This window comes from Acinetobacter sp. T_3_1, assembly GCF_025377055.1.
GTDB classification, from domain to species: domain Bacteria; phylum Pseudomonadota; class Gammaproteobacteria; order Pseudomonadales; family Moraxellaceae; genus Acinetobacter; species Acinetobacter kookii.
Genome location: NZ_JACHVD010000001.1, coordinates 227,017 through 249,733, shown reverse-complemented (window position 1 = coordinate 249,733; position 22,717 = coordinate 227,017). Strand labels below are relative to the sequence as shown.

The window sequence follows — 22,717 nt, the reverse complement described above, 5'->3', positions numbered from 1 at the left end:
TATGATGCTGTGATCAAGCAATTTATCGAGCCAAATATTTTGTCATATCTTCCACGCCTTTCAAGGTCATGGGATACATATGATCTTCAAAAATCTGCTTAATTTGACCAATAGTGTGGGTGTAATGCCAATAACGGTCTTCTTCAGGATTCAGCCAGGCCGTTTTTTCAAAATGTTGGCGCAGGCGCTGCAACCAGACAATACCGGATTCATCATTCATGTATTCAACCGAGCCGCCCACCGAGTTCAGCTCATAAGGTGCCATACTGGCATCTCCTACCACAATTACCCGATAGTCGCGCCCATAGGTATTGAATAGATCCCAGGTATTCATGCGGGTACTGGAACGGCGGATATTGTCTTTCCAGACATAATCATAAAGACAATTATGGAAATAAAAATATTCCAGGGTTTTGAATTCGGTCTTGGCTGCACTGAACAGTTTTTCACATTGCGCAATATACGAATCCATCGATCCGCCAACATCAAACAGCATCAACACTTTAATACGGTTGCGACGCTCCGGCACCAGCTGCACATCCAGAATGCCCTGCTTGGCGGTTTCACGAATCGTGCCGTTAATATCCAGCTCTTCAGCTGCACCCTGACGGGCAAACTTGCGTAAACGGCGGAGTGCCATCTGCATTTGCCGGGTACCCAAAATCTGCTCGTCATCCAGGTTTTGGTATTTACGCTGTTCCCAGACTTTAACGGCGGAGCGTTTACGTCCCGGCCCACCAATTCGCACACCTTCAGGATGATCACCATAGGCACCAAAGGGCGATGTGCCACCGGTACCGATCATCTTGTTCCCGCCTTGATGCTTCTTGTGCTGCTCGCGAAGACGCTCTTCCAGCATCTTCATCAGCTCTTCCAGTGAACCGGCTTTTTTCAGTTCTTCCCGCTGCTCAGGCGTGAGATGCTTTTCCAGAAGTTCCAGGTCAAACCAGTCTTTCGGCAGTTTATGCACCTGATTGAGCAAATCGTCCAGATCAAAAGTGGAAATGCCATCAAAGTAATCTTTCATGGCCCGGTCAAACTTGTCAAAGAAACGTTCATCTTTGACCATCACCGTTTTTGCCAGTTGATAGAACTCGTCCTGATTGGCAAAAACCAGCCCTGAAGCCACCGCTTCATTCAGATCAATCAGTTCACGCGTGGATACCGGCACACCGTATTTGCGTAAGGTATAAAACAATCGCACAAACATGCGTGTTTCTCCCCTAGCGACGTGACATAAAGGCTAAACGTTCAAGCAGCTGTACATCTTGCTCGTTCTTAATCAGCGCACCGTACAAGGGTGGAATCGCTTTGGATTTGTCATGATTGCGCAGAATATCTTCCGGCATGTCATCAGCCATCAGCAGACTGAGCCAGTCAATCAGTTCAGAGGTTGAGGGCGGTTTCTTTAAGCCCGGAACCTGGCGAAGCTTGAAGAACACCTGCAATGCTTCGTTGACCAAAGCGGCAGAAACTTGCGGGAAATGTACGTCAATAATTTCGCGCATGGTCGCTTCATCAGGGAATTCAATATAATGGAAGAAGCAGCGGCGCAAGAACGCATCCGGCAATTCTTTTTCATTATTTGAAGTAATAATCACGATTGGACGTTGTGTCGCTGTGATGGTTTCCCCGGTTTCATAAACAAAAAACGACATTTTGTCGAGTTCATGCAATAAGTCATTCGGAAACTCGATGTCTGCCTTGTCAATTTCATCAATTAACAATACACAGCGTTGTTCACTGGTGAAGGCTTCCCACAACTTTCCAGGTTTGATGTAGTTTTTAATGTCATAAACACGATCGTCGCCTAGCTGGCTATCACGCAAACGCGATACAGCATCGTATTCATACAAGCCTTGCTGTGCTTTGGTGGTCGACTTGATATGCCAGGTGAACAGCTTAAGTCCCAGGCTTTCCGCAACTTGCTCGGCAAGTAGGGTTTTACCTGTTCCCGGCTCACCTTTAACCAAAAGCGGCTTTTGCAAGCTACGTGCTGCCTTGACGGCAAGTTTCAAACTATCAGTCGCAATGTACTGATCTGTACCTAGAAATTGTTGAGTATCCACAGACATGATCTAACCTTATTGTTTTACTTAAAGCGGTGAACTATTTTTGTTTGCGGCAAATCTTGCCTTGTTGGCCATATATTTTGACCATAATGCTCCAATCACCAAGCCCAGCCCGACCACAAAGAGAATCAGAGAGGCATTTGACCAGATCAAGGCTTTTTCTTTGGTTAAAATGCCAAATAGCAGTCCAAAAAAAGCTGGGGCAATAGAAGCATTATTTCCTTCAGAAACTGTAGGCGTCAGTAGAATGGCAAAACCGATGAGCCATGTCATTCCACCTAGCGGCTTAGGCAAACGTCTGGCAATCAGGTACCAAGCCCAGAGAATAATCACACTTCCTACCAGATATACCGTGACAGCAATGCTATCTTCAGGAATTGAATCCAGTAGTGAAAGAAAACTATTCATCGTTACAACTCCCGATTAACCATTAAGCGCCGCGCAGCCCTTCAGGTGCCACAGCATTGGGATTGATTAATCCTTCCGGAGGAACTTGAATAAAGAAACCTTTCGTTTCAATAGAGTCAATCACATGCAATACATTTACACGCGCCAGTTTACGGCTTTCGGTTAACTCCAAATCCATGACAAAAGTTGCACGTCCAAATGCGACGCGCATCGCTTCCGGTAAAACTTCCAGCGGATTGACTGCCTCTGCTTCATTTTCAGTGGCTTCCGGACGGGCGATGTAAAGATACATTTCATCTTTTTTGCTAGATTTAAAAATTGAACAATGCATAGTTGAAACAGTACTCATAAAACTCAGGACAAAGCATACAGCAAAAAAAAGACTGAGACATTAATGATTATTAACGCATCAGTCGTGATTGTGTATAAATGTTAATTCTTTCAACAGAATGCTTAAAAATTAATCTGTTACTTTCATTTGCGTAGACAGATACTTTTCATCTGCATGCAGAACGTCAATCAGTGGCTTGGTCAGGACCTCATAACGCCAGCCAAGCAGATAAGCAGGCAAATCCTGCTCATCATTATGAAAAACCACATGCTGGTACAGTGCATTCAGCCATTTTTTACGCATCAGCACTTCTTTGGGTACGGTGGTTTCCTGCGCCACAGACTGAATGAAATGATCCACCTTTTCACCAATCTCTTTAGATGCATGACGAATTGGACGAGCCATACGCAGTGGCCATTCTGCCTGCTCCGGCAAGAACTTGAGTAAATCCAGAATGGTTTTACCATATTCACGCACAATATTTTGACGAATATCCTTAATGCTGGACAACTGGAAATGGTTGCGCGGATTTTTTTCTACCAGATCAATCAGGGTAGAATTTTTCAGAATAAAGCTGCGCGGATAATTCAAGGCTTTGACCATCTGTTCACGCCATACGGCCAGTTGCTGTAACTGCATCAATTGACGGCGAGAATGACGATAGTTGCCAATATCATGATAAAGCAACTCTACAGGCGTTTCCTGACCAATTTCATGGGTCAGATGACGGCAATCTTCCAATGCAAAATCCAGCAAGTGCTTGTCGCTTAATTCCTGCTGGATTTTATTGGATAAATTCATCAGGTAGAGTACGTCATTCGCCGCATAGGTGAGTTGCTCCGAGCTTAACGGACGCGCCAGCCAGTCAGATCGGGTCTGGTCTTTATCAATTTCCACATCCAGCATGTGCTTTAATGCATTTTGATAGCTCACCTGTAGCCCATGCCCTAAAAAAGACATACCAATCTGGGTATCAAAAACATTGCTTAGGCTTTTTTGCTGTGAGTAATGATAAATTAAATCAATATCTTCACTGCAGGCATGGAAGATATTCTGCTGGGCATGAAACAGTTTATTCCAGAATGCCGACAAATCCAGACTTGTGCCATCGAGTAAAAAAACCTGACCTGCAACATTAATTTGAAACACACCGAGTTTAGGCCAAAAAGTATCGACCTTGATGAATTCGGTATCCAATCCATAAATGGATGTCTGCCCCATCAGGTGCAGAATATTTTCTAAATCTTTTTGTTGCTGAATAAACTGAAACATATTACCGAGTCTAAAAACCAGATTCTCTTAAAGGTATATTAACCGATATATAAAATTTAGATATAACTAAATTTACATTTGGCACGTACATTCAATATTTTTAAGTATTTTTTAAAAAAGGCAATCATTTTTTATATATTTTTTGTATAAGTTCAGGTTTAATTTAAATAAATGTTACTCAAGTCTTATTTTTATATCTTAAATCATAAAATAAGCACCTTAGTACTTATTTCATTCGCATACGATTATGTACAGCCTGACTCAAGGTATGACTATCCACATATTCAAGTTCTCCTCCTTGAGGAACACCTTGAGCTATGCGGGTCATCTGAACAGGCAAATGCTTGGTTGCTTCCACCAGATAATGTGCTGTCGCCTGACCTTCTACCGTAGCATTGGTTGCCAATATGACTTCTGAAACCGTGCCCTGACTCAAGCGCTGAATCAGGTAGGGAATGCCAATTTCTTCCGGTCCAATTCCGTCCAGTGGCGATAAATGCCCACCCAGCACATGGTACTTGCCACGAAAGCTGCCGCTTTGTTCAATTGCCATCACATCTGCCGGTGATTCCACTACACAGAGCAGCTGATCATCACGTTCATGCGAAAGGCAGATATCGCAGACTTCATTTTCAGTCAGCGAATGGCAAATGCTGCATTCATGAATATAGGTGGCGGCTTCATTTAAAGCATGAGCCAGACCCACGGCACCTTCCCGGTTTTTCATGATCAGGTGTAATGCCATGCGCTGAGCCGATTTCGGCCCAACACTTGGCAAAATCCGTAAGGCTTGAACCAGTTGATCAAATCGATCACTAAACACTGGATGTATTCCTTAGAATAAACCGGAAAGGCCTGGTGGCAAGCCCATACCAGCATTAGCCGCCTTCATTTTTTCTTCGGAAATGGCTTCGGCCTGACGTGCAGCATCATTCATTGCAGCCGCGATTAGGTCTTCAATCATGTCGGCATCATCTTGCAGCAATTCAGGGCTGATTTCGATACGTTTTACCACGTTACGGCAAGTCATGGTGACTTTTACCAGACCACCGCCTGCTTCAGCATGGACTTCAGTTTGCGCAAGCTGTTCTTTGGCCTTTTTAACGTTGGCTTCCATATCTTTTTGCATGCGCTGTGCTTGCTGCATCAACATGTTAATGTTCATAAAATACTCCGAACACAAAACTTAAAAATGAGATAAAAATTAAATTAAATCTAAACCGCGACTTAAATCACGAATAATATCATCAATATCTTCCAGACCCACAGAAACACGGATTAATCCTTCACGAATCCCTGCAGCTTCCTTGGCTTCTGGTGAAAGCTTACCGTGAGTCGTGGTTGCCGGATGGGTAATGGTGGATTTTACGTCACCCAGGTTGCCGGTAATTGAAATAAACTGGGTATTGTCGATGACTGTCCAGGCCCCTTCACGTCCGCCTTTGACTTCAAACGATACAATACCGCCAAAACCGCTTTGCTGTTTAGCTGCAAGCTCATGGCCGACATGTGAAGGCAAACCAGCGTAATACACTTTTTCAACTTTGTCGTGCTGATTTAAAAATTCAGCCAGTTTTTGTGCACTTGCTGAATGTTCACGCATACGTAAACGCAGTGTTTCCAGGCCTTTCAAGAAAACCCAGGCATTAAATGGGCTCATTGACGGGCCGGTGGTACGCACATAACCAAACACTTCTTCAAGCAGTGTGTGATTACCCACAACTGCACCACCCAAGGCACGGCCTTGACCATCCAGATATTTGGTTGCCGAGTAAATCACCAGGTCAGCACCAAATTTGATTGGCTGTTGTAAAACCGGGGTACAGAAGCTGTTATCAATCGCCAGCAATGCACCATTGGCATGGGCAATATCTGCCAGTGCCTGTACATCTGCAACCTCAGCCAGTGGATTGGATGGAGATTCGACAAACAGTAATTTTGTTTCAGGTTTGATGGCATTTTTCCATGCCTGCACATCTGTCAAATCAACAAAATCGACGCTTACACCAAATTTAGCCACATACTTTTCAAATAAAGAAACCGTTGAACCAAACACAGCACGTGAACAGATGACATGATCACCCATTTTCAGATATGACATGGCCACAGCCATAATCGCAGCCATACCAGAGCTGGTTGCCACCGCACGTTCTGCACCTTCCAGGGCAGCCAAACGCTTTTCAAACATCGCCACGGTCGGATTGGTAAAGCGCGAATAAATGTTGCCAGGTTCCTGACCAGAAAACTTTGCTGCTGCTTCTGCTGCATTTTCATAGACAAATGAAGATGTCAGGAAGATTGGCTCGCCATGCTCACCTTCAAAGCTACGTGTATGACCTGTACGAATGGCTAAAGTATCTAATTGGTATTCAAGGTCGTCTTGTTGGCTCATCTTTGCTACCCAGTCCTGGTGCCTTTGCTAATAATTGCCAACATTTTGAGCGCCTATGGCATTTAAGGTCAAGGTATAATGCATAAATATCGCCTACACTTCGATCAATTCACCTAGATATTCGTACTCACAGCAATGATTCAAGTTAAAAATAAAATTGCAAAACACAAAAGCAAACTCAAAAACCTGTCGACGACTTTGTTCAATTCCAAATCACTGATTTTATCACAAACCACACCCTATGAAGTCATTGCAAAGTACAAACAGACCCGGGTGCGCTATTACGCCTCGCCAGATAAGCAATATCAAGAACCCCTAGTTTTTGTTGCTCCTCTTGCAATCAACATGGCCATTTACGATCTGTATCCTTACCGCTCATTGGTCAAACACTTTCAGCACAGTGGCTTTGATGTCTATTTAATGGAATGGGGTCGATATAACTACAAAGATCGCTTTCTCAATTTCATGTCATTTATTGACGATGCCATTCCGCATTGTATAGACCAGATCCGGACTCACTCGCATAGTGATCAGATTTCACTGCATGGCTGGAGCATGGCCGGTGTATTTGTCATGCTGTATTGCGCATTGCACAAACCAAACCACGTCAAGAATTTAATGGTATTGGGCAGTCCGGTAGACAGTCATGCCTCGGGTCGTACCGGCAAGCTTTTTCAAAAGGCCAATCAACTGATTGCCAAAAATAAAGCCCTGCAAAACAAGATTTATTCGGGCACCATACCCAAGCATCTGATTCATAGCCCAGGCATACTTAACGCGCTCGGATTTAAAATGATTGACCCGGTGGGATGGATACAAAGCCAAAAGCAGCTTTTAGCCAACCTCGACAACCCGCAAGCTTTGTACGAACATGCCACCATGGGCAATTTCCTGAACCAGATGATTGATTACCCTGGCGGTATCAATCAGGACATGATTTTCAATGTCTGGCTACAAAATCCGCTTAAAAACGGTGTTATTACCTTACAAGATAAACATATCGAATTAAAAAATATAGAGTGCTCTTTACTGGTGGGTGCGGGTCGTAGCGATCAGATTGTTTCTGAAGATGCTGTTAAGCCTTTAATTGGATTGACAAATAGCAAGGATGTCACGTTTACTCTTATTCCCGGCGGTCATCTGGGACTTATGTCTAGCCAGTCCAGTGCCAACGAGTTCTGGCCTTTCATGACCACCTGGTTAAAACAGAGATCGAGCAAAATATAAAGGAAACATCATGATTCAGTCAGTTGCATTTATCGGCTTGGGCGCAATGGGTTACCGCATGGCAGCACATTTACCTCAACATTTTGATACGGTCTATGTATGGAACCGTAATTTCGAAAAAGCCAAGCAGCATGCAACTGAATATGGCACGCAAGCCGTAGAACTCGAGCAAGCCGTTCAGGCCGATATCATTTTCTCTTGCCTGCCAACCAGCCAGGAAGTCGAAGACCTCATTGCAACGGTTCAGATTAAATCGGGCGCGGTATGGGTCGATTGCACCAGTGGTGTTCCTGAATCTGCGAAAAAGCTGAGCCAGCAGCTAAAAGCCTCAGAGGTTGATTTTCTTGATGCTCCAGTGAGCGGACAAACCATTGGTGCAGAAAATGGTACTTTAACCGTGATGATTGGTGGTGAAGCTGCTGCTTTTGAAAAAGCCCTGCTTGCAATTCAAGCCTTTGGGAAACTGATTAAACATGTTGGCGACTCAGGTGCAGGTTTCGCAGTCAAAGCTGTCAACAATATGCTCCTGGCCGTCAATCTCTGCTCAGTGGCTGAAGGTTTTACCACATTAAAAGCGCATGGGGTAAATCTGCATGAAGCTTTAGACTGTATTAATGCCTCCAGCGGTAAAAGTGGCGTGACTGAAACCGTGTTACCGCAGCGGGTACTAAACCGCGAATTCCCGCTGACCTTTGCCCTGCCGCTATTAGCCAAAGATACAGGGATTGCATTAGACCTGGTACGTGATGCTAAACTGTCAGCGCCAGTGATTGCCTTAACCCAAAGCCTGATTCAGGCAGCCAGCAATTTAGCAGAAAAAGACAGTGACTTTTCTAGTGCTGTGAAAATGTATGAGTCTTGGAGTAAAATTACACTTGAGTAATTACTCGCCATTGAATAATAATAAATAAACCTAATATTGTGTAGAAACGTTCTACACAATGTTCTCACAGAGGAAACCCTCATGACCAAGCTTAGTGTTGCAGTTTTGGCTAGTTTTATCACTTTCTTTGGGGCGAATGCTTTTGCAGCGACAGCAGAGCAAGAGTGCCAAAAATTAAAAAATGACCACGATGTCATTTATGCCTCTAAAGGTTTTTGCTTTAAAGACCCTGAAGCCAAGGCCAAGTTTGGCAATGACAATTGCTATACAACCAAGCCAAAATTTTCAGAAAAAGAGCAACAACGACTTGACGCCATCAAAGATCGTCAGAAAGAATTGAACTGTAAATAATTACAGTACCCAATTACTTTCAAGGACTCGACATGCTTTACGATGATCAAAATATTTTTGCACGAATTATCCGTAATGAACTGCCTGCAATAAAAGTGTACGAAGACGAACAGGTTCTGGCTTTTATGGACATCATGCCTCAGGCAGAAGGTCATACATTGGTCGTCCCGAAAACACCTGCAATTACCTTGCTCGATCTGCCCCCTGACGCCGCTGCCTATACTATTCAAATTGTGCAAAAAATTGCACAGGCTATGAAAGTAGCACTTGATGTTCAAGGGATTGTACTGATGCAACTTTCAGGCGCATCTGCTGGTCAAACGGTTCCGCATGTACATTTTCACCTCATTCCAAGTTCGGTTCATGAGCTTGGAAAACACGCATTGTGTATGGGTGACCAGGAAAGAATTAAAGTCCTGGCTGAAAAAATTAAAGCTGAACTTTAAAATTCACTAGAATTTTAACTTGTCAAAAATGGAGCTTTTGCTCCATTTTTTATGTCCGGGAATACATCAATCTATCTTTCAAATTATAAATAAAAATTAAATCTCTGAAAAACAATAAATAATATTTAATTTATCAATACCTATCGTCATCAAAATGTCATATAGCTTTCACTTCTCTGTCACAAAGTTTGCAGATACTGCTTAGCAAGTTGGTGAGCTTTTGTAAATTTTTGTACACAAGCAAACTATAAAAAGAGTCAACAGGGCAACCGCCCCATAAAAGTGTTTTTTGGAGAAACTTCAATGAAAAAATTGCTTCTCGCTGCTACAGTAGCAACCTTAAGCATCAGTGCAGCGCAAGCAGCACCAACTTTGTACGGTAAGCTAAATGTTTCTATAGACCAAGTTGATAACTACGATTTCAAAGGTAACGATGTTTCTGAAGTAAGCTCTCATGCTTCACGTCTTGGTGTTAAAGGCGAAGAAAAATTAACAGACAACCTGTCTGCTGTATATCAAGCAGAATGGGCAGTTTCTACTGATGGTGAAGGTTCAGACACTGACTGGAGCGCGCGTAACCGTTTCCTAGGTTTGAAATGGGCGGGTATCGGTACACTAAAAGCTGGCCAATATGACTCTTACTTCAAAACTTCTGCAGGTAGTGCACAAGACATTTTCAACGACCATACTCGTCTTGATATGACTAAAGTGTTGCATGGTGAAGAGCGTCTTAAAAACGTAATCGGTTTTGAAACAGACAAGAAATTGCTTGGCGGCGTTCAATTCAGCATCATGGCACAACAAGGTGAAAACACGGCTTCTCAATATACAACAGAAAAACGTGATGGCTTTGGTGATGCAGTTTCAACCTCTTTAAGCTATGACAATAAAGACCTTGGTCTTGCTCTAGCTGTTGCAGCTAATATGGGTGTTCAAGGTGACTATAACGCTTATAGTCTAAAAGATGTTGAATCAGATGCGGTACGTGTAACTGGTTCTTATAACTTTAAAGCTGCTGGCCTACCAGGTTTAACTTTGGGTGCTTTATGGCAACAGGCTGAACTTTCTGACTCTCCGTCAGCTACAGTTCTAGCAGCTACAGTAGAAAAAGGCTCAAATCCAGCTAAGAACTTAAAACCTGAAGCAGCTTCTCTTGAAGAACAAGCAATGGGTATTACAGCAGCTTATAAGTTTGCTGATACTCCATGGACAGTTAAAGCTGAATACATTACTGCTGAAACAACAGCTACAGGCGTAAAAGACCGTACCATCGACCAGTATGGTCTTGGTGTAGACTATCACTTCAACAAACAAGCACGCATGTATGGCGTAGTAGCATCACAAGAACGTGACTGGGAAACTGGTGTGGGCAAAGATGACACTATGACTGTATTCGGTCTAGGTATGGAATATAACTTCTAATCTAGACATCCATTAAGAGACCGCTATAACAGCGGTCTTTTTTGTATGTTTGGATTGCAAACATGTCTATCTCAACATCTGGTCACAGCCACTTTATAATCATTCATTAATGATATTCGACTCGCAAATATAAATAAAAATTAATCTCATTTATTAATTCAAGTGCATCAGATCCAAATATAATTTTTTAGGAATTTTAAAATTAAATATAAGTATTTTAGTCAGATTTAACAATTTAAATACAAGCATTTTAGTCAGGATTAAAAATAGAATACAAAGCAATTTACTCAACTTCAAAACCATGAAAATTTAGTTTATTTTTTAACATCCAACCAATATATCTTGTTGTTTTTAATCAATTAAATAATATATTTTTATTTTAACTGTTCAATCTATTTATTTTTAGTTATTTTTTGTTTAATAATACATATTAAGTTTAAGAAAATAGGCTTATTTGCATGAGCTTAATACCCAAAGATTTCAACCAGCGATTAGTCCGAGAGATTGCAATCATATTAATAATCAAGATTGTGCTCTTAATGATGATTAAACAAATCTGGTTCGACGCCCCTACTATTCCTCAAAATTTTGACACTCAAGTTGCCGAGCATATTGCTGGCAGCCCTTCCCAAATCAAGGAGACACGTTGATGATTTCTGAAAGCGTGGTCGATCTTTCGCGGTTCCAATTTGCAATGACCGCGTTGTATCACTTTATATTTGTACCTCTTACTCTTGGTCTGGCTTTTATTCTTGCCATTATGGAAACCACCTATGTGATTTCTGGCAAAGAAATTTATAAGGACATGACCAAATTCTGGGGAAAACTTTTTGGTATTAACTTTGCCTTAGGTGTAACCACAGGCTTAACCATGGAGTTCCAGTTTGGTACAAACTGGGCGTACTATTCACATTATGTCGGTGACATTTTTGGTGCGCCACTCGCTATTGAAGGATTAATGGCGTTTTTCCTGGAGTCGACTTTTATTGGTCTATTCTTCTTCGGCTGGGACCGGCTTTCTAAAGTTCAGCACTTAGGCGTGACCTGGCTGGTTGCACTTGGCTCCAACATGTCGGCACTCTGGATTTTAGTCGCCAATGGCTGGATGCAAAACCCAGTAGGTGCAGCGTTCAACTTTGAAACCATGCGTATGGAGCTGGTTGACTTTGGTGCACTGATTTTCAACCCGGTGGCTCAGGTTAAATTTGTTCATACCGTATCTTCAGGTTATGTGACTGGCGCAGTGTTCGTTTTGGCCATTTCAAGCTACTACTTGCTCAAAAAACGTGACTTGCCTTTTGCACGCCGTTCTTTTGCAATTGCTGCAATCTTTGGTCTGGCCTCTACACTTTCAGTGATTCTGCTTGGCGATGAGTCAGGTTATGAACTGGGCGATGTACAAAAAACCAAATTGGCTGCAATTGAAGCAGAATGGGAAACTCACCCGGCACCTGCTCCATTTACATTGTTTGGTATTCCAAATCGGGAAGAACAACGCACTGACTACGCCATCAAAATTCCATATGTGATGGGTATCATTGCAACACGTTCGCTTGATAAAGAAGTAACTGGCCTGAAAGACCTGATGGTTCAACATGAGCTTCGTATCCGTAATGGTATGACTGCATATGCCGAACTTGAAAAACTTCGTGCAGGCGACCGCTCACCAGCACTTATGGCTTCGTTCAAAGAAAATCAGAAAGACTTGGGCTATGGCTTACTTCTTAAAAAATACACACCAAATGTAGTAGATGCTTCTGAAGAGCAAATCAAAGCAGCAACCAAAGATACTGTTCCTAACGTAACTGCCCTGTTCTTCTCGTTCCGTGCCATGGTCGCTTCTGGTTTCTTGATGCTGCTTCTGTTTGTCCTTGCAACTTTTGCAGTCGCTAAACGTAATGCAGAAAGCAAACCTTGGTTACTTAAATTTGCGCTTTACGGCTTACCATTACCATGGATTGCTACACAAACTGGCTGGTATGTAGCTGAAGGTGGTCGTCAACCATGGACAATTGGTGAGGTTCTACCTACACATCTTTCTGCTTCAAGCTTAAGCACTGGTGATATTTGGGGTTCAATCCTGGCACTTGCAGCGTTCTATACAGTACTTCTAATTATAGAAATGTACTTGATGATCAAATTCGCTCGCTTAGGTCCAAGTTCTTTACATACTGGTAAATACCACTTTGAAAAAGGCGCTGATCAAAACCACGCTGCTGCGGAGGCTCAATCATGATCGAATATGAATTACTCAAAATAATCTGGTGGGTTTTGGTAGGTGTACTACTGATTGGCTTTGCCCTCACCGATGGCTTCGATATGGGCTCTATGGCAATCATGCCATTCGTGGGCAAAAACGATGAAGAACGTCGTGCGGCAATCAATACCATTGCCCCGCACTGGGACGGCAACCAGGTCTGGTTCATTACGGCTGGTGGTGCACTGTTCGCTGCATGGCCAATGGTTTATGCAACCGCATTCTCCGGCATGTACTGGGCACTCTTACTGGTACTGTTCGCCCTGTTCTTAAGACCTGTGGGTTTTGACTATCGCTCTAAACTTGAGAACAAAAAATGGCGTAACTCTTGGGACTGGGGTTTGGCTGTTGGTGGTGCAGTTCCTGCTTTAGTCTTCGGTGTTGCCTTCGGTAATATGTTCCTGGGTGTACCGTTTACTTTAGATGAAACCGTACGTTCAACTTATACGGGTAGCTTCTTTGCCTTACTTAACCCATTTGCCCTGGTTTGCGGTATCGTCAGCTTATCCATGCTGAGTGCGCATGGTGGTGCCTGGTTGATGCTTCGTACCGATGGCGACTTGCATGCACGTTCTGCCAAAGCAACTCAATTGATGGGTGTGGTGTTCCTGGTCTGCTTCCTGGGCGCTGGTGCATGGTTATACTTCGGTAATATTGAAGGCTATACTTTAGCCCAACCATTTGACACGAACGCTGTAGCCAACCCTCTTGCCAAAGAAGTCATTACCAATGGTAACCATGGCTGGATGAATAACTACTCGGCTTATCCAATCACCATGATTGCACCGATCATGGCAATCCTGGGTAGCCTGATTGTGATTGCAGCTGCTGCGAAAGCCAAAGCCGGTTTAAGCTTCCTGGGCACATCGCTCATGGTCATTGGGGCAATTTTAACTGCAGGTTTTGCGTTGTTCCCATTCCTTATGCCTTCAAGCATCAATCCTGTTGCCAGCTTGACCATGTGGGATGCGGTATCAAGTAAAAATACACTGACTGTAATGACTGTTGCGGCCTGTATTTTTGTTCCAATCATTTTGAGCTACACCACTTGGTGTTACTATAAAATGTGGGGCGTGATTACCAAGAAACATATTCAAGAGAATTCACACAGCCTGTACTAAGGCTGTGTTTTAGGAGATAAAATTATGTGGTATTTCGCATGGATTCTCGGGATTTTAATGGCGTGCTTTGCAGGCGTATTAAGTGCCCTCTATATCGAACATCATCAAGATTTGGATGAGGAATAAAAAATGACGGAAATCGCAATGACAGCAGAAGAAAGCAAGCCAAATAAATTTGTAATGGCAATTTCATTTTTGATGGCATTGCCACTCGCTACCGTGCTATTAATTCACCCTGCCCTCATGCTGGATGCCAATGGTCACTATAACCACAGTGCATTAATGATGATCATGATTGGCATTTCAGGTGGATTTATTTACGGCGTAGGATTTCTGCCAAAGTTCTGGCTGTGGAAATGGCTATTTAGTCCATATATCGCATGGCCATTGATGATCTGGGGTTATTACACCTGGCTCCTCACCTAATGACCAAGAAATGATAAAAAACCCGCAATTGCGGGTTTTTTTAATCATGCCTTTTATACATTGCATCAATTCTCTGCTTCTCTTCTGGCCTAATGTCTTCTTCCATCTGAAAGCATTCCCGGTATTTAGCATGAAGCATATGAATCCATTTTTCCTTTCCTGCGTGCCGCAATAATATCTGTGCTGCCATCGAAATAAAGCCATTTGATTGTTTCATGACATCAGAAGATTGTTTTTGAGTCAAACCAACTGCGTTTCTTATAATCGAATGTTTCCCCGTATGAACGATAGAGTTGAGATGCTTTAATGAATAAAATTTAAACTCTTCAAATTGCAAAGCTATACTTTTTATTTCCTCTATATTTTTCAACTGTTCAATCATTTCGGAAACCATTGGCATTTTTTCATTTTTAAAAAGCTCACTCACATTTAAAGTCTGCATTTTCAAAATTTGCTCATTGGATGCCCTAAGTAATACCCAGTATGCCCGCACAACAGACTCAAATTGAATACGAAACAATGCAAGTGCTGATGTATAAAGTTTTTCTTTTAATAATGACTGAACAGCCACACCATGTTCCATTGAAATATAACAGCACTGATAGACCAGATCTAATCGAATAAGCCCATCCATTAATTCAGAATTTTCCAGTTCCCTATTTAGCTCATCCATCATCAGCAAAGATTGTTCAAATAAATCCATTTATTTTCCCCAAAAATAAAAAAGCCAGATCACATCTAGCTTTTCAATATCTTCATCAACGATGGGTATGGATCGACATCACAATCCCCATACTCGCCAGTAAGGAAATGACGGCCGACCCCCCATAACTCATCAGTGGCAATGGGTCTCCAGTCACAGGTAAAATTCCGCTGGCCATCCCTGAGTTTAAAAATACAAAGAAGAAGAATGTCAATCCTATCGCACCCGCATACAATCGTCCAAAATTATGAAAGCTGTTCAAGCCAATCATCAAGCAACGAATAATAATTGCAGCAAACAGGCTAAATAATAAAAACACCCCGATAAAACCATATTCTTCAGCATAGGCTGACATAATGAAGTCGGTATGGTGTTCGGGTAAGTAGCCTAAATGCGACTGAGTGCCGGTCAAATATCCTTTCCCGGTTAAACCGCCGGAACCAATGGCAATTTTGGACTGGATGATGTTCCAGCCTGCCCCCAAAGCATCCGACTCAGGATCAAACAAGGTCAAGATACGTTTCTTTTGATAGGTTTGTAGTACAAACATCCACAAAACCGGTGCCGCAACCGCCAAAGCCGTGAGTGCCCCCAAAATCAAACGCCAGGACATGCCACACAGAAACAAGACAAAAACACCGGGAATAATCAAACCAATATTCAAGTCGGGTTGCAGTGCCACCATTACAAACGGAATCATCATCAAAATGAGTCCAGTCACAATTTGCAGGAATGTAGGTGGAAATGCACGACGCGAGAAATACCAGGCCATCATCAGCGGCATGGCAAACTTCATGATTTCACTGGGCTGCATACTGCCAATGCCCGGAACGGTCAGCCAACGCTTTGCCCCTAAACGCGTATCGCCAATCACCAGAACCAATGCCAAGAGCACCATGCCCAACACATAGAAATATGGACTCACCGCCTGGTAAACTTTTGGCGGAACCTGGGCGCAAAGAAACATGATGATAAAGCCTACACCAAAACTGGTCGCCTGGCGGATTACCATACTGCTATCCTGCATGGTGGCACTATAAACCACCATTAATCCCAGCATTGAATTCAATAACAGAAATGCAAGCAGCCACGGATCCAGGTGCAGTTTGGCCCATCTGGATGAGTCATGTTTAATGCTTCTACCATCACGTAATGAGTGACGTAAAAAACGATACTGGGGGGATGGTATCATTTGAAATATTTGAACAAGCTAGAGACAGCGCAAATTATAAGTTTAAAGTGTTTAAATAACATCATTAAGTCCCATATTTCTGCATTTTTATCTTGTAGACTTTAAACTGCTTGCTGGGAGACCAAGATTAAACGTGCCAACTCCAGATCATCGGCATAAGTAATTTTAATATTATCTGATCGGCCCTGTACCACTTTCACCTGCTCCCCCACGTATTCCAAAGCACTGGCTTCATCGGTAATGGTCATGCTATCCTGCAAGGCTTTTTCAATCGCATGCTTTAAGATGCCTAATCTTGAAATTTGGGGGGTCTGAGCTTGCCATAAATGGTCACGGCTGACTGTCTTCGCAATCGCATTGTCCTGTGCCACATATTTTAAAGTGTCACGCACGGGAATTGCCAAAATCGCGCTGCAATTGTCCTGAATGGCCGTATTCACCAAACGCTGCAAGCAGTCTTGGGTCACACAAGGACGTGCGGCATCATGGACAAACACCCAATCCTCTGCAGCTGCAAATGCTTCAAGATAGCTTAAAGCATTGAGAACCGAATTCACCCGCTCTGCACCGCCCGGACAAAAATGGGCCTTTTCAGGATGGGAGAATGTTAAGGTTTTTGCCACATCGTCCCGTGCCCCAATAGCAAGAACATAACCTGCCAGCGGCAACTGGTTCAGACGTGCAACGGTATGTTCAAGTACGGTTCGACCTTGAATCTGTTGATATTGTTTAAGTTCAGTTTTAGAAAAACGGCTTCCGGAACCAGCGGCAGGAATCACTGCCCAAATTTTATGGTGCACTTTCTACGGGTGCTCCAGTGTCATTTTCATTGGTTCTTAAATCAACTTTGGCATTGGGGTCAATATAAATCGGTTTATAGTGAGTACCAATGGTGCTCATTTGCACAAAAGTTTCATGTGGCTTGATCAAGCCCAGGTCTAAACGCGCATGCTCTTCAATGGCTTCAATACCATTTTTCAAGTCATAGACTTCAGCAGCCAGAACCCGGTTACGTTCTTTGAGTTCCGTATTTAATTCTGTTTGTTGTTGAATTTTTTGTGCCAGTTTTTGATGGTCATGGTAACCACCTTCACCAAACCAGAATAAGTACTGAAACCCTGCGATCAAAATGATCGCAAGGCCCAATAATGCTTTACTCACTTTGGAGTCAAATACATTGAATAGAGATAGCATGATATGTGCTTAGTTCAAACCTTTGAACTCAGCTTTACCGCGATATGCAGCATTCGTCAATTCTTCAATACGAAGTAATTGGTTATATTTTGCTACACGGTCAGAACGGCAAAGTGAACCTGTCTTGATTTGACCCGCTGCTGTACCTACTGCAAGATCCGCAATAGTCGAATCTTCAGTTTCACCTGAACGGTGAGAAATTACTGTAGAGTAACCATTTGCCTTAGCAAGGTAGATGGCATCAAGCGTTTCAGTCAAGGTACCGATCTGGTTGTATTTGATCAGGATTGAGTTAGCAACCTTCTCGTTGATACCGCGTTGCAGAATCTTAGGATTAGTTACGAACAGGTCATCACCTACCAACTGGATTTTGTCGCCAAGGATAGAAGTCAGATAAGACCAGCCTTCCCAGTCAGATTCGTCCAGACCATCTTCAATCGAGATGATTGGGTATTGGTTTACAAGACCCGCAAGGTAGTCAGAGAACTGGTTGCTTGTGAATGCTTTGTTGCCTTCACCAGCAAGAATGTATTGACCATTTTTGTAGAATTCTGAAGATGCACAGTCAAGCGCAAGCATGATGTCAGAACCCGCTTTGTAGCCAGTTTTTTCAATTGCTTCAAGAATAACCGTGATTGCTTCTTCGTTTGAGCGAAGGTTTGGCGCGAAACCGCCTTCATCACCTACTGCAGTGTTTAAACCTTGTTTCTTTAAAACTGATTTTAAAGAATGGAAAATTTCAGCACCCGCGCGAAGCGCTTCAGAGAATGAAGTAAAGCCCACTGGCTCAATCATAAACTCTTGAATGTCAACGTTGTTGTCCGCATGTGAACCACCGTTCAGGATGTTCATCATTGGAACAGGCATGGTTAAAATGCTGTTGTTACGAAGGTCTGCGATATATTGGAAAAGCGGAATTTTCTTTTCGTCAGCAGCAGCACGTGCAGCAGCCAAAGATACCGCTAGAGTTGCGTTTGCACCTAGTTTTTCTTTGTTCTCCGTACCGTCAAGCGCGATCATGGTGTTATCAATGTCTTTTTGTTCAAAGACTGATTTACCCAATAATGCATCACGAATTACTGTGTTAACGTTGTTAACAGCAGTTTTAACGCCTTTACCCAAGTAACGTGATTTATCACCGTCACGAAGTTCTAAAGCTTCACGAGAACCAGTTGAAGCACCCGATGGTGCACATGCACGGCCAACTACGCCAGATGCCAAGATTACGTCTGCTTCGATGGTTGGGTTACCACGAGAGTCCAAAATTTCACGTGCACGAATGTCAACGATTTGACTCATGAACAATTCCTCAGTTGATGAATAACGCGATGCTTTAGAAGGCATCAAGGTGTATATAATTTAGTGTGTATCCAGCTTTTTGAAACCTTTGACCAAGGTATCCAATTCTTTCAGCTGCGCCAGGAATGGCTCAAGTTGCGACATACGAAGTGCGCAAGGACCATCACATTTGGCATGTTCAGGATCTGGATGAGCTTCCAGGAATAAACCGGCAAGACCAGTGGCCATACCCGCACGAGCCAAAGTGGTAATTTGCGCACGGCGACCGCCCGCAGAATCAGCACGACCGCCCGGCGTTTGCAGCGCATGGGTCACATCGAAGAATACCGGCACATTCATTTCTTTCATGATGTCGAAGCCCAGCATGTCTACAACCAGGTTGTTATAGCCAAATGCCGAACCGCGTTCACAAAGAATCAGCTTGTCATTTCCGGCTTCCAGACACTTATGCAGAATATGACGCATTTCGTGTGGTGCCAGGAACTGGGCTTTTTTGATGTTAATGATGGCTTGGGTTTTTGCCATGGCTTCAACCAGGTCAGTCTGACGGCTCAGGAATGCCGGAAGCTGGATAATGTCCGCCACTTCAGCCACAGGCGCGGCCTGGTAAGGTTCATGTACATCGGTAATGATGGGTACATTGAAGTGTTTTTTAATGTCCGCTAACCACTCGATCCCTTTTTCCAAGCCTGGGCCACGGAAAGAGTTCAAGCTTGAACGGTTGGCTTTATCAAAACTTGCCTTAAACACGTAAGGAATTTCCAGACGCTTGCAGATATCCACATAAGTTTCTGCAATTTCAAAAGCAAGGTCTTTTGACTCAAGTACATTCATTCCGCCGAATAATACAAATGGCAAGTGATTTGCCATTTGTATATCGCCTAAACGTACAATTTCTTGTGGTTTTAATTGCGACATTTAAACTTTCCTAGTTTAGTCTTGCCCAGCCATTATTTGGTTTTTTGGTACTGTTTTTTCGCAGCATCAATAAAGCTGGCAAATAACGGATGCCCATCACGTGGTGAACTTGTAAATTCCGGGTGGAATTGTACAGCAATAAACCAAGGATGTTGAGGAATTTCAACTGTTTCTACCAAATGTTGTACTGGTGAATAACCTGAAATCTTCATGCCTTTCTCTTCTAGAGCAGGAATGAAACGGTTGTTCATTTCGTAACGGTGACGGTGACGTTCGATAATTTCATTCGAACCATACACTTCTGCAGTTTTTGTACCTGCAACCAGTTCAGATTTTTGCGCACCTAGACGCATGGTGCCGCCAAGATCAGAATCTACAGAACGCTGTTGAACTTCACCGCGCTCATCCAGCCATTCAGTGATCAGACCAATCAACGGTGATTTGGTTGAACGGTTGAATTCTGTTGAAGATGCATCAGTGATACCCGCTACGTTACGCGCGTATTCGATCACTGCCAACTGCATACCTAAACAGATACCCAGGAATGGTATACCGTTTTCACGTGCATATTTGATTGCCAGCATTTTGCCTTCAGTGCCACGCTCACCAAAACCGCCTGGAACCAGAATGGCATCTGCATCTTTAAGCGCTTCATTTACATCTTGGCTTTCAAGATCTTCAGCATTGACATAGTCAATTTGGACTTTGACGCGGTTTTTAATGCCCGCATGAAGCAGCGCTTCGTTCACAGATTTATATGCATCTGGAAGCTCAACATATTTACCAACCATTGCAACACGTACTGTGTATTCAGGGTTTAATAAAGCTTCTACAACATTGTCCCAGTCAGAAAGATCCGCTTCGGGCAGGTCGTTATAACCAAAACGTTCACAAATTAAATCATCAACATCCTGTTCATAGAAAGTGCGCGGGATTTGATAAATAGTACGTGCATCTTTACAGACCACAACCGCACGCGCTTCCACGTTAGTGAATAGTGCAATTTTACGGGTTGTATCTGCATCTACATCATGCTCGGTACGGCAGATCAAGATGTCAGGTTGAATACCAATAGACAACAGCTCTTTCACAGAGTGCTGGGTCGGCTTGGTTTTGAGTTCTGCTGCTGACTTGATGTATGGAAGCAAAGTCAAGTGCATCAGCATGGTGCGTTTATGACCAAGTTCTACCATTAACTGACGTACAGATTCCATGAATGGGAGAGATTCGATGTCACCTACTGTTCCGCCAATTTCCACAATTGCAACGTCATAACCTTCACCAGCGCGAAGAACACGTTCTTTAATATTATCGGTAATATGTGGAATAACCTGAACTGTACCACCCAGATAGTCACCACGACGTTCTTTATTTAAAACGTCCTGATAAACTCGACCTGATGTGAAGTTGTTCAGTTTGGTCATTTTCGCACGACGTAAGAAACGTTCGTAATAACCCAAGTCTAAGTCAGTTTCAGCACCATCCTCTGTGACAAAAACTTCACCGTGTTGGAACGGACTCATCGTCCCTGGATCGACATTAATGTATGGATCCATTTTGACCATGGTCACTTTTAAACCACGGGCTTCTAAAAGCGCAGCCACAGATGCAGCTGAAATACCTTTACCTAGTGATGATACAACACCACCAGTAACGAAAATAAAATGGGTCATTAAGTTTCTCGTACAATGGAGCCTAAATTGGCCTACAATGTTGTGCGATTTTACTTTACTCTGTACCAATAAAGCAAAGTCATTCCGCATCAATTCATAGAACAATAAACAATTGGTTATTCTATCAGCATTTCCGATAAAAAATTAGGGTAAGCTGATAGGATTTTTAAATTCGTATTTGCTGTTATAATGGCGACATCCAATTAATGCTTTATTTTGTGCGATTATGAATAACAAACTTTTACTTTGTGGTGCTATTGCAATCAGTTTACTTTTAACAGCCTGTGTAAAAAAAGAAAGCCCTGAAGATGAGCAAGAGCAGGTTGAAACAACCGAGCAAACCGAGCAAGTGAATCAGCCTGCACAAGCTGTACCTTTGGAAGCTGTTGAAGATAATGACACCCAGGTTCCAGCACAAGTAGAAGTTGAACGTGAAGAAACGCCAAATACGACGACAACCATTCGTCGTGAAGTGCGTGAAGCCCCTCAACCAACTGCGGCTGAAACGGCTAAACCTGAAGCACCAAAAGCTGAACCAAAACCTGCTTCAGAAGCCCCGGCCAAATCAAATAATGAAGCTCAGACTGAGGATGATGCTGTTGCTGCTGCAATTGCTGCTGCAACACCTGCGTTGGATCAATAAATTCAGTCAGTTTCAAAGACCCGTCTTTATGACGGGTTTTTTATTGTGGTTTGTTTACCAGAGATCGAAAATAATTTATAGATTCTAAATAAACTTTTTATTTAAAAACAATCGAGATAAAGTAAACTTCTTTCATAAATCATTTTAGAAACTAAAAATTGTTGGTAAAGCTGAAATTAAATTAGATTTTAGTCGATATCAGCTTCACGAGTGTGGCATGGATGCCACACGTTTCCCATCACGACAAGGATGTCGTGTATGGGAAACAAAAGGTTTTTGTCTACTTTTGACCTTTCAAAAGTAGAGAGATTGCCTACGAGAAGGTAAAAGAATTAAATCAGTTAAATGAGGCCGTGCTGATTTAAAATATCTTATATTGAACATTTTTTGATTTATGAAAAACATCTAGTGAAGCACAAAGAATACTGATTTAAAAACAAACCCAAAAATGAAAAATTGGTTTCTGTCTTTAATCCTATGTAAGTGA

26 protein-coding genes are annotated in these 22,717 nt (G+C 42.8%); 11 read left to right on the top strand and 15 right to left on the bottom strand.

Annotated elements, in window-relative coordinates; genetic code table 11:
- Positions 1-22 precede the first annotated feature (22 nt).
- The 8 genes from H4I94_RS01025 to H4I94_RS00990 all read right to left on the bottom strand — a co-directional run bounded on the left by H4I94_RS01025 (position 23) and on the right by H4I94_RS00990 (position 6,475).
- The gene (locus tag H4I94_RS01025) at positions 23-1,210 is read right to left on the bottom strand and encodes a vWA domain-containing protein (protein ID WP_261181011.1); all 1,188 of its coding nucleotides are present in this window, start codon (positions 1,208-1,210) and stop codon (positions 23-25) included.
- Between the two features lie 13 nt (positions 1,211-1,223).
- Positions 1,224-2,075, bottom strand: coding sequence for an AAA family ATPase (locus tag H4I94_RS01020; protein WP_261181009.1), 852 nt, complete (start codon positions 2,073-2,075; stop codon positions 1,224-1,226).
- A 21-nt stretch (positions 2,076-2,096) separates the two neighbouring features.
- The gene (locus H4I94_RS01015) at positions 2,097-2,480 is read right to left on the bottom strand and encodes a hypothetical protein (protein WP_092819484.1); all 384 of its coding nucleotides are present in this window, start codon (positions 2,478-2,480) and stop codon (positions 2,097-2,099) included.
- Between the two features lie 22 nt (positions 2,481-2,502).
- Positions 2,503-2,811 carry a YcgL domain-containing protein gene (locus H4I94_RS01010; RefSeq protein WP_092819483.1) on the bottom strand — a complete coding sequence of 103 codons (309 nt, stop codon included), beginning with the start codon at positions 2,809-2,811 and terminating at the stop codon, positions 2,503-2,505.
- A 129-nt stretch (positions 2,812-2,940) separates the two neighbouring features.
- Complete coding sequence (locus H4I94_RS01005) at positions 2,941-4,083, bottom strand: ribonuclease D (RefSeq protein WP_261181007.1); 1,143 nt, start codon at positions 4,081-4,083, stop codon at positions 2,941-2,943.
- Positions 4,084-4,309: 226 nt separating this feature from the next.
- Positions 4,310-4,906, bottom strand: coding sequence for a recombination mediator RecR (recR, locus tag H4I94_RS01000; protein ID WP_261181001.1), 597 nt, complete (start codon positions 4,904-4,906; stop codon positions 4,310-4,312).
- 12 nt (positions 4,907-4,918) lie between these two features.
- Complete coding sequence (locus tag H4I94_RS00995) at positions 4,919-5,248, bottom strand: YbaB/EbfC family nucleoid-associated protein (protein ID WP_261181000.1); 330 nt, start codon at positions 5,246-5,248, stop codon at positions 4,919-4,921.
- Positions 5,249-5,287: 39 nt separating this feature from the next.
- On the bottom strand, positions 5,288-6,475 hold the full coding sequence (locus H4I94_RS00990) for an O-succinylhomoserine sulfhydrylase (protein ID WP_261180998.1): 1,188 nt from the start codon (positions 6,473-6,475) through the stop codon (positions 5,288-5,290).
- Positions 6,476-6,610: 135 nt separating this feature from the next.
- On the opposite strand from H4I94_RS00990, the gene H4I94_RS00985 reads away from it, so the two are divergent.
- The 10 genes from H4I94_RS00985 to H4I94_RS00940 all read left to right on the top strand — a co-directional run bounded on the left by H4I94_RS00985 (position 6,611) and on the right by H4I94_RS00940 (position 14,608).
- Positions 6,611-7,702, top strand: a complete 1,092-nt coding sequence (locus H4I94_RS00985) for an alpha/beta fold hydrolase (RefSeq protein ID WP_261180997.1) — start codon at positions 6,611-6,613, stop codon at positions 7,700-7,702.
- Between the two features lie 10 nt (positions 7,703-7,712).
- On the top strand, positions 7,713-8,585 hold the full coding sequence (locus tag H4I94_RS00980) for an NAD(P)-dependent oxidoreductase (RefSeq protein WP_261180996.1): 873 nt from the start codon (positions 7,713-7,715) through the stop codon (positions 8,583-8,585).
- 81 nt (positions 8,586-8,666) lie between these two features.
- Positions 8,667-8,936 (top strand): YARHG domain-containing protein, encoded by a 270-nt coding sequence (locus H4I94_RS00975; RefSeq protein ID WP_131273968.1) that lies wholly within the window; start codon positions 8,667-8,669, stop codon positions 8,934-8,936.
- Positions 8,937-8,968: 32 nt separating this feature from the next.
- The gene (locus H4I94_RS00970; RefSeq protein ID WP_261180995.1) at positions 8,969-9,382 is read left to right on the top strand and encodes an HIT family protein; all 414 of its coding nucleotides are present in this window, start codon (positions 8,969-8,971) and stop codon (positions 9,380-9,382) included.
- Between the two features lie 303 nt (positions 9,383-9,685).
- Positions 9,686-10,804: a porin gene (locus tag H4I94_RS00965; protein ID WP_261180994.1), complete on the top strand. Its 1,119-nt coding sequence runs from the start codon at positions 9,686-9,688 to the stop codon at positions 10,802-10,804.
- Between the two features lie 458 nt (positions 10,805-11,262).
- The gene (gene cydP / locus H4I94_RS00960; protein ID WP_261180993.1) at positions 11,263-11,454 is read left to right on the top strand and encodes a cytochrome oxidase putative small subunit CydP; all 192 of its coding nucleotides are present in this window, start codon (positions 11,263-11,265) and stop codon (positions 11,452-11,454) included.
- A complete protein-coding gene (locus H4I94_RS00955; RefSeq protein ID WP_261180992.1) occupies positions 11,454-13,040 on the top strand; it encodes a cytochrome ubiquinol oxidase subunit I in 1,587 nt (528 codons plus the stop codon). The genes cydP and H4I94_RS00955 overlap by 1 nt, the downstream gene beginning before the upstream one ends.
- Positions 13,037-14,182, top strand: coding sequence for a cytochrome d ubiquinol oxidase subunit II (gene cydB / locus H4I94_RS00950; protein WP_131273972.1), 1,146 nt, complete (start codon positions 13,037-13,039; stop codon positions 14,180-14,182). The genes H4I94_RS00955 and cydB overlap by 4 nt, the downstream gene beginning before the upstream one ends.
- Positions 14,183-14,206: 24 nt before the next feature.
- A complete protein-coding gene (gene cydX / locus H4I94_RS00945; RefSeq protein WP_002120988.1) occupies positions 14,207-14,308 on the top strand; it encodes a cytochrome bd-I oxidase subunit CydX in 102 nt (33 codons plus the stop codon).
- Positions 14,309-14,311: 3 nt separating this feature from the next.
- Positions 14,312-14,608, top strand: a complete 297-nt coding sequence (locus H4I94_RS00940) for a cyd operon YbgE family protein (protein WP_092819471.1) — start codon at positions 14,312-14,314, stop codon at positions 14,606-14,608.
- A gap of 40 nt (positions 14,609-14,648) precedes the next feature.
- On the opposite strand, the gene H4I94_RS00935 is transcribed toward H4I94_RS00940, so the two are convergent.
- The 7 genes from H4I94_RS00935 to H4I94_RS00905 form a co-directional block, all read right to left on the bottom strand.
- Positions 14,649-15,311 (bottom strand): DUF6988 family protein, encoded by a 663-nt coding sequence (locus H4I94_RS00935; RefSeq protein ID WP_261180990.1) that lies wholly within the window; start codon positions 15,309-15,311, stop codon positions 14,649-14,651.
- 55 nt (positions 15,312-15,366) lie between these two features.
- Positions 15,367-16,503 carry a rod shape-determining protein RodA gene (gene rodA, locus H4I94_RS00930; RefSeq protein WP_131273974.1) on the bottom strand — a complete coding sequence of 379 codons (1,137 nt, stop codon included), beginning with the start codon at positions 16,501-16,503 and terminating at the stop codon, positions 15,367-15,369.
- Between the two features lie 101 nt (positions 16,504-16,604).
- Positions 16,605-17,303, bottom strand: a complete 699-nt coding sequence (ispD, locus tag H4I94_RS00925) for a 2-C-methyl-D-erythritol 4-phosphate cytidylyltransferase (protein ID WP_261180989.1) — start codon at positions 17,301-17,303, stop codon at positions 16,605-16,607.
- Positions 17,293-17,697: a septum formation initiator family protein gene (locus H4I94_RS00920; RefSeq protein ID WP_131273976.1), complete on the bottom strand. Its 405-nt coding sequence runs from the start codon at positions 17,695-17,697 to the stop codon at positions 17,293-17,295. The genes ispD and H4I94_RS00920 overlap by 11 nt, the downstream gene beginning before the upstream one ends.
- Positions 17,698-17,706: 9 nt before the next feature.
- Positions 17,707-18,996: a phosphopyruvate hydratase gene (eno, locus tag H4I94_RS00915; protein ID WP_261180988.1), complete on the bottom strand. Its 1,290-nt coding sequence runs from the start codon at positions 18,994-18,996 to the stop codon at positions 17,707-17,709.
- A gap of 60 nt (positions 18,997-19,056) precedes the next feature.
- Positions 19,057-19,914 (bottom strand): 3-deoxy-8-phosphooctulonate synthase, encoded by an 858-nt coding sequence (gene kdsA / locus H4I94_RS00910; protein WP_092819466.1) that lies wholly within the window; start codon positions 19,912-19,914, stop codon positions 19,057-19,059.
- 32 nt (positions 19,915-19,946) lie between these two features.
- Positions 19,947-21,587, bottom strand: coding sequence for a CTP synthase (locus H4I94_RS00905; RefSeq protein WP_261180987.1), 1,641 nt, complete (start codon positions 21,585-21,587; stop codon positions 19,947-19,949).
- A 226-nt stretch (positions 21,588-21,813) separates the two neighbouring features.
- On the opposite strand from H4I94_RS00905, the gene H4I94_RS00900 reads away from it, so the two are divergent.
- Entirely contained in the window at positions 21,814-22,230 is a 417-nt protein-coding gene (locus H4I94_RS00900; RefSeq protein ID WP_261180986.1) for an internalin, read from the top strand.
- Positions 22,231-22,717: the final 487 nt, after the last annotated feature.

Excerpts from the sequence above, each read along its gene's own strand:
- eno (WP_261180988.1), bottom strand. The coding sequence starts at position 18,996 with ATGAGTCAAATCGTTGACATTCGTGCACGTGAAATTTTGGACTCTCGT.
- cydB (WP_131273972.1), top strand. The coding sequence starts at position 13,037 with ATGATCGAATATGAATTACTCAAAATAATCTGGTGGGTTTTGGTAGGT.
- H4I94_RS00970 (WP_261180995.1), top strand. The coding sequence starts at position 8,969 with ATGCTTTACGATGATCAAAATATTTTTGCACGAATTATCCGTAATGAA.
- H4I94_RS00905 (WP_261180987.1), bottom strand. The coding sequence starts at position 21,587 with ATGACCCATTTTATTTTCGTTACTGGTGGTGTTGTATCATCACTAGGT.
- H4I94_RS01025 (WP_261181011.1), bottom strand. The coding sequence starts at position 1,210 with ATGTTTGTGCGATTGTTTTATACCTTACGCAAATACGGTGTGCCGGTA.
- H4I94_RS01015 (WP_092819484.1), bottom strand. The coding sequence starts at position 2,480 with ATGAATAGTTTTCTTTCACTACTGGATTCAATTCCTGAAGATAGCATT.
- H4I94_RS00965 (WP_261180994.1), top strand. The coding sequence starts at position 9,686 with ATGAAAAAATTGCTTCTCGCTGCTACAGTAGCAACCTTAAGCATCAGT.
- H4I94_RS00920 (WP_131273976.1), bottom strand. The coding sequence starts at position 17,697 with ATGCTATCTCTATTCAATGTATTTGACTCCAAAGTGAGTAAAGCATTA.
- H4I94_RS00995 (WP_261181000.1), bottom strand. The coding sequence starts at position 5,248 with ATGAACATTAACATGTTGATGCAGCAAGCACAGCGCATGCAAAAAGAT.
- H4I94_RS00975 (WP_131273968.1), top strand. The coding sequence starts at position 8,667 with ATGACCAAGCTTAGTGTTGCAGTTTTGGCTAGTTTTATCACTTTCTTT.
- H4I94_RS00990 (WP_261180998.1), bottom strand. The coding sequence starts at position 6,475 with ATGAGCCAACAAGACGACCTTGAATACCAATTAGATACTTTAGCCATT.
- H4I94_RS00980 (WP_261180996.1), top strand. The coding sequence starts at position 7,713 with ATGATTCAGTCAGTTGCATTTATCGGCTTGGGCGCAATGGGTTACCGC.
- H4I94_RS00985 (WP_261180997.1), top strand. The coding sequence starts at position 6,611 with ATGATTCAAGTTAAAAATAAAATTGCAAAACACAAAAGCAAACTCAAA.
- cydP (WP_261180993.1), top strand. The coding sequence starts at position 11,263 with ATGAGCTTAATACCCAAAGATTTCAACCAGCGATTAGTCCGAGAGATT.
- kdsA (WP_092819466.1), bottom strand. The coding sequence starts at position 19,914 with ATGTCGCAATTAAAACCACAAGAAATTGTACGTTTAGGCGATATACAA.
- H4I94_RS00935 (WP_261180990.1), bottom strand. The coding sequence starts at position 15,311 with ATGGATTTATTTGAACAATCTTTGCTGATGATGGATGAGCTAAATAGG.
- H4I94_RS01010 (WP_092819483.1), bottom strand. The coding sequence starts at position 2,811 with ATGCATTGTTCAATTTTTAAATCTAGCAAAAAAGATGAAATGTATCTT.
- H4I94_RS00955 (WP_261180992.1), top strand. The coding sequence starts at position 11,454 with ATGATTTCTGAAAGCGTGGTCGATCTTTCGCGGTTCCAATTTGCAATG.
- rodA (WP_131273974.1), bottom strand. The coding sequence starts at position 16,503 with ATGATACCATCCCCCCAGTATCGTTTTTTACGTCACTCATTACGTGAT.
- H4I94_RS01005 (WP_261181007.1), bottom strand. The coding sequence starts at position 4,083 with ATGTTTCAGTTTATTCAGCAACAAAAAGATTTAGAAAATATTCTGCAC.
- cydX (WP_002120988.1), top strand. The coding sequence starts at position 14,207 with ATGTGGTATTTCGCATGGATTCTCGGGATTTTAATGGCGTGCTTTGCA.
- H4I94_RS01020 (WP_261181009.1), bottom strand. The coding sequence starts at position 2,075 with ATGTCTGTGGATACTCAACAATTTCTAGGTACAGATCAGTACATTGCG.
- H4I94_RS00940 (WP_092819471.1), top strand. The coding sequence starts at position 14,312 with ATGACGGAAATCGCAATGACAGCAGAAGAAAGCAAGCCAAATAAATTT.
- H4I94_RS00900 (WP_261180986.1), top strand. The coding sequence starts at position 21,814 with ATGAATAACAAACTTTTACTTTGTGGTGCTATTGCAATCAGTTTACTT.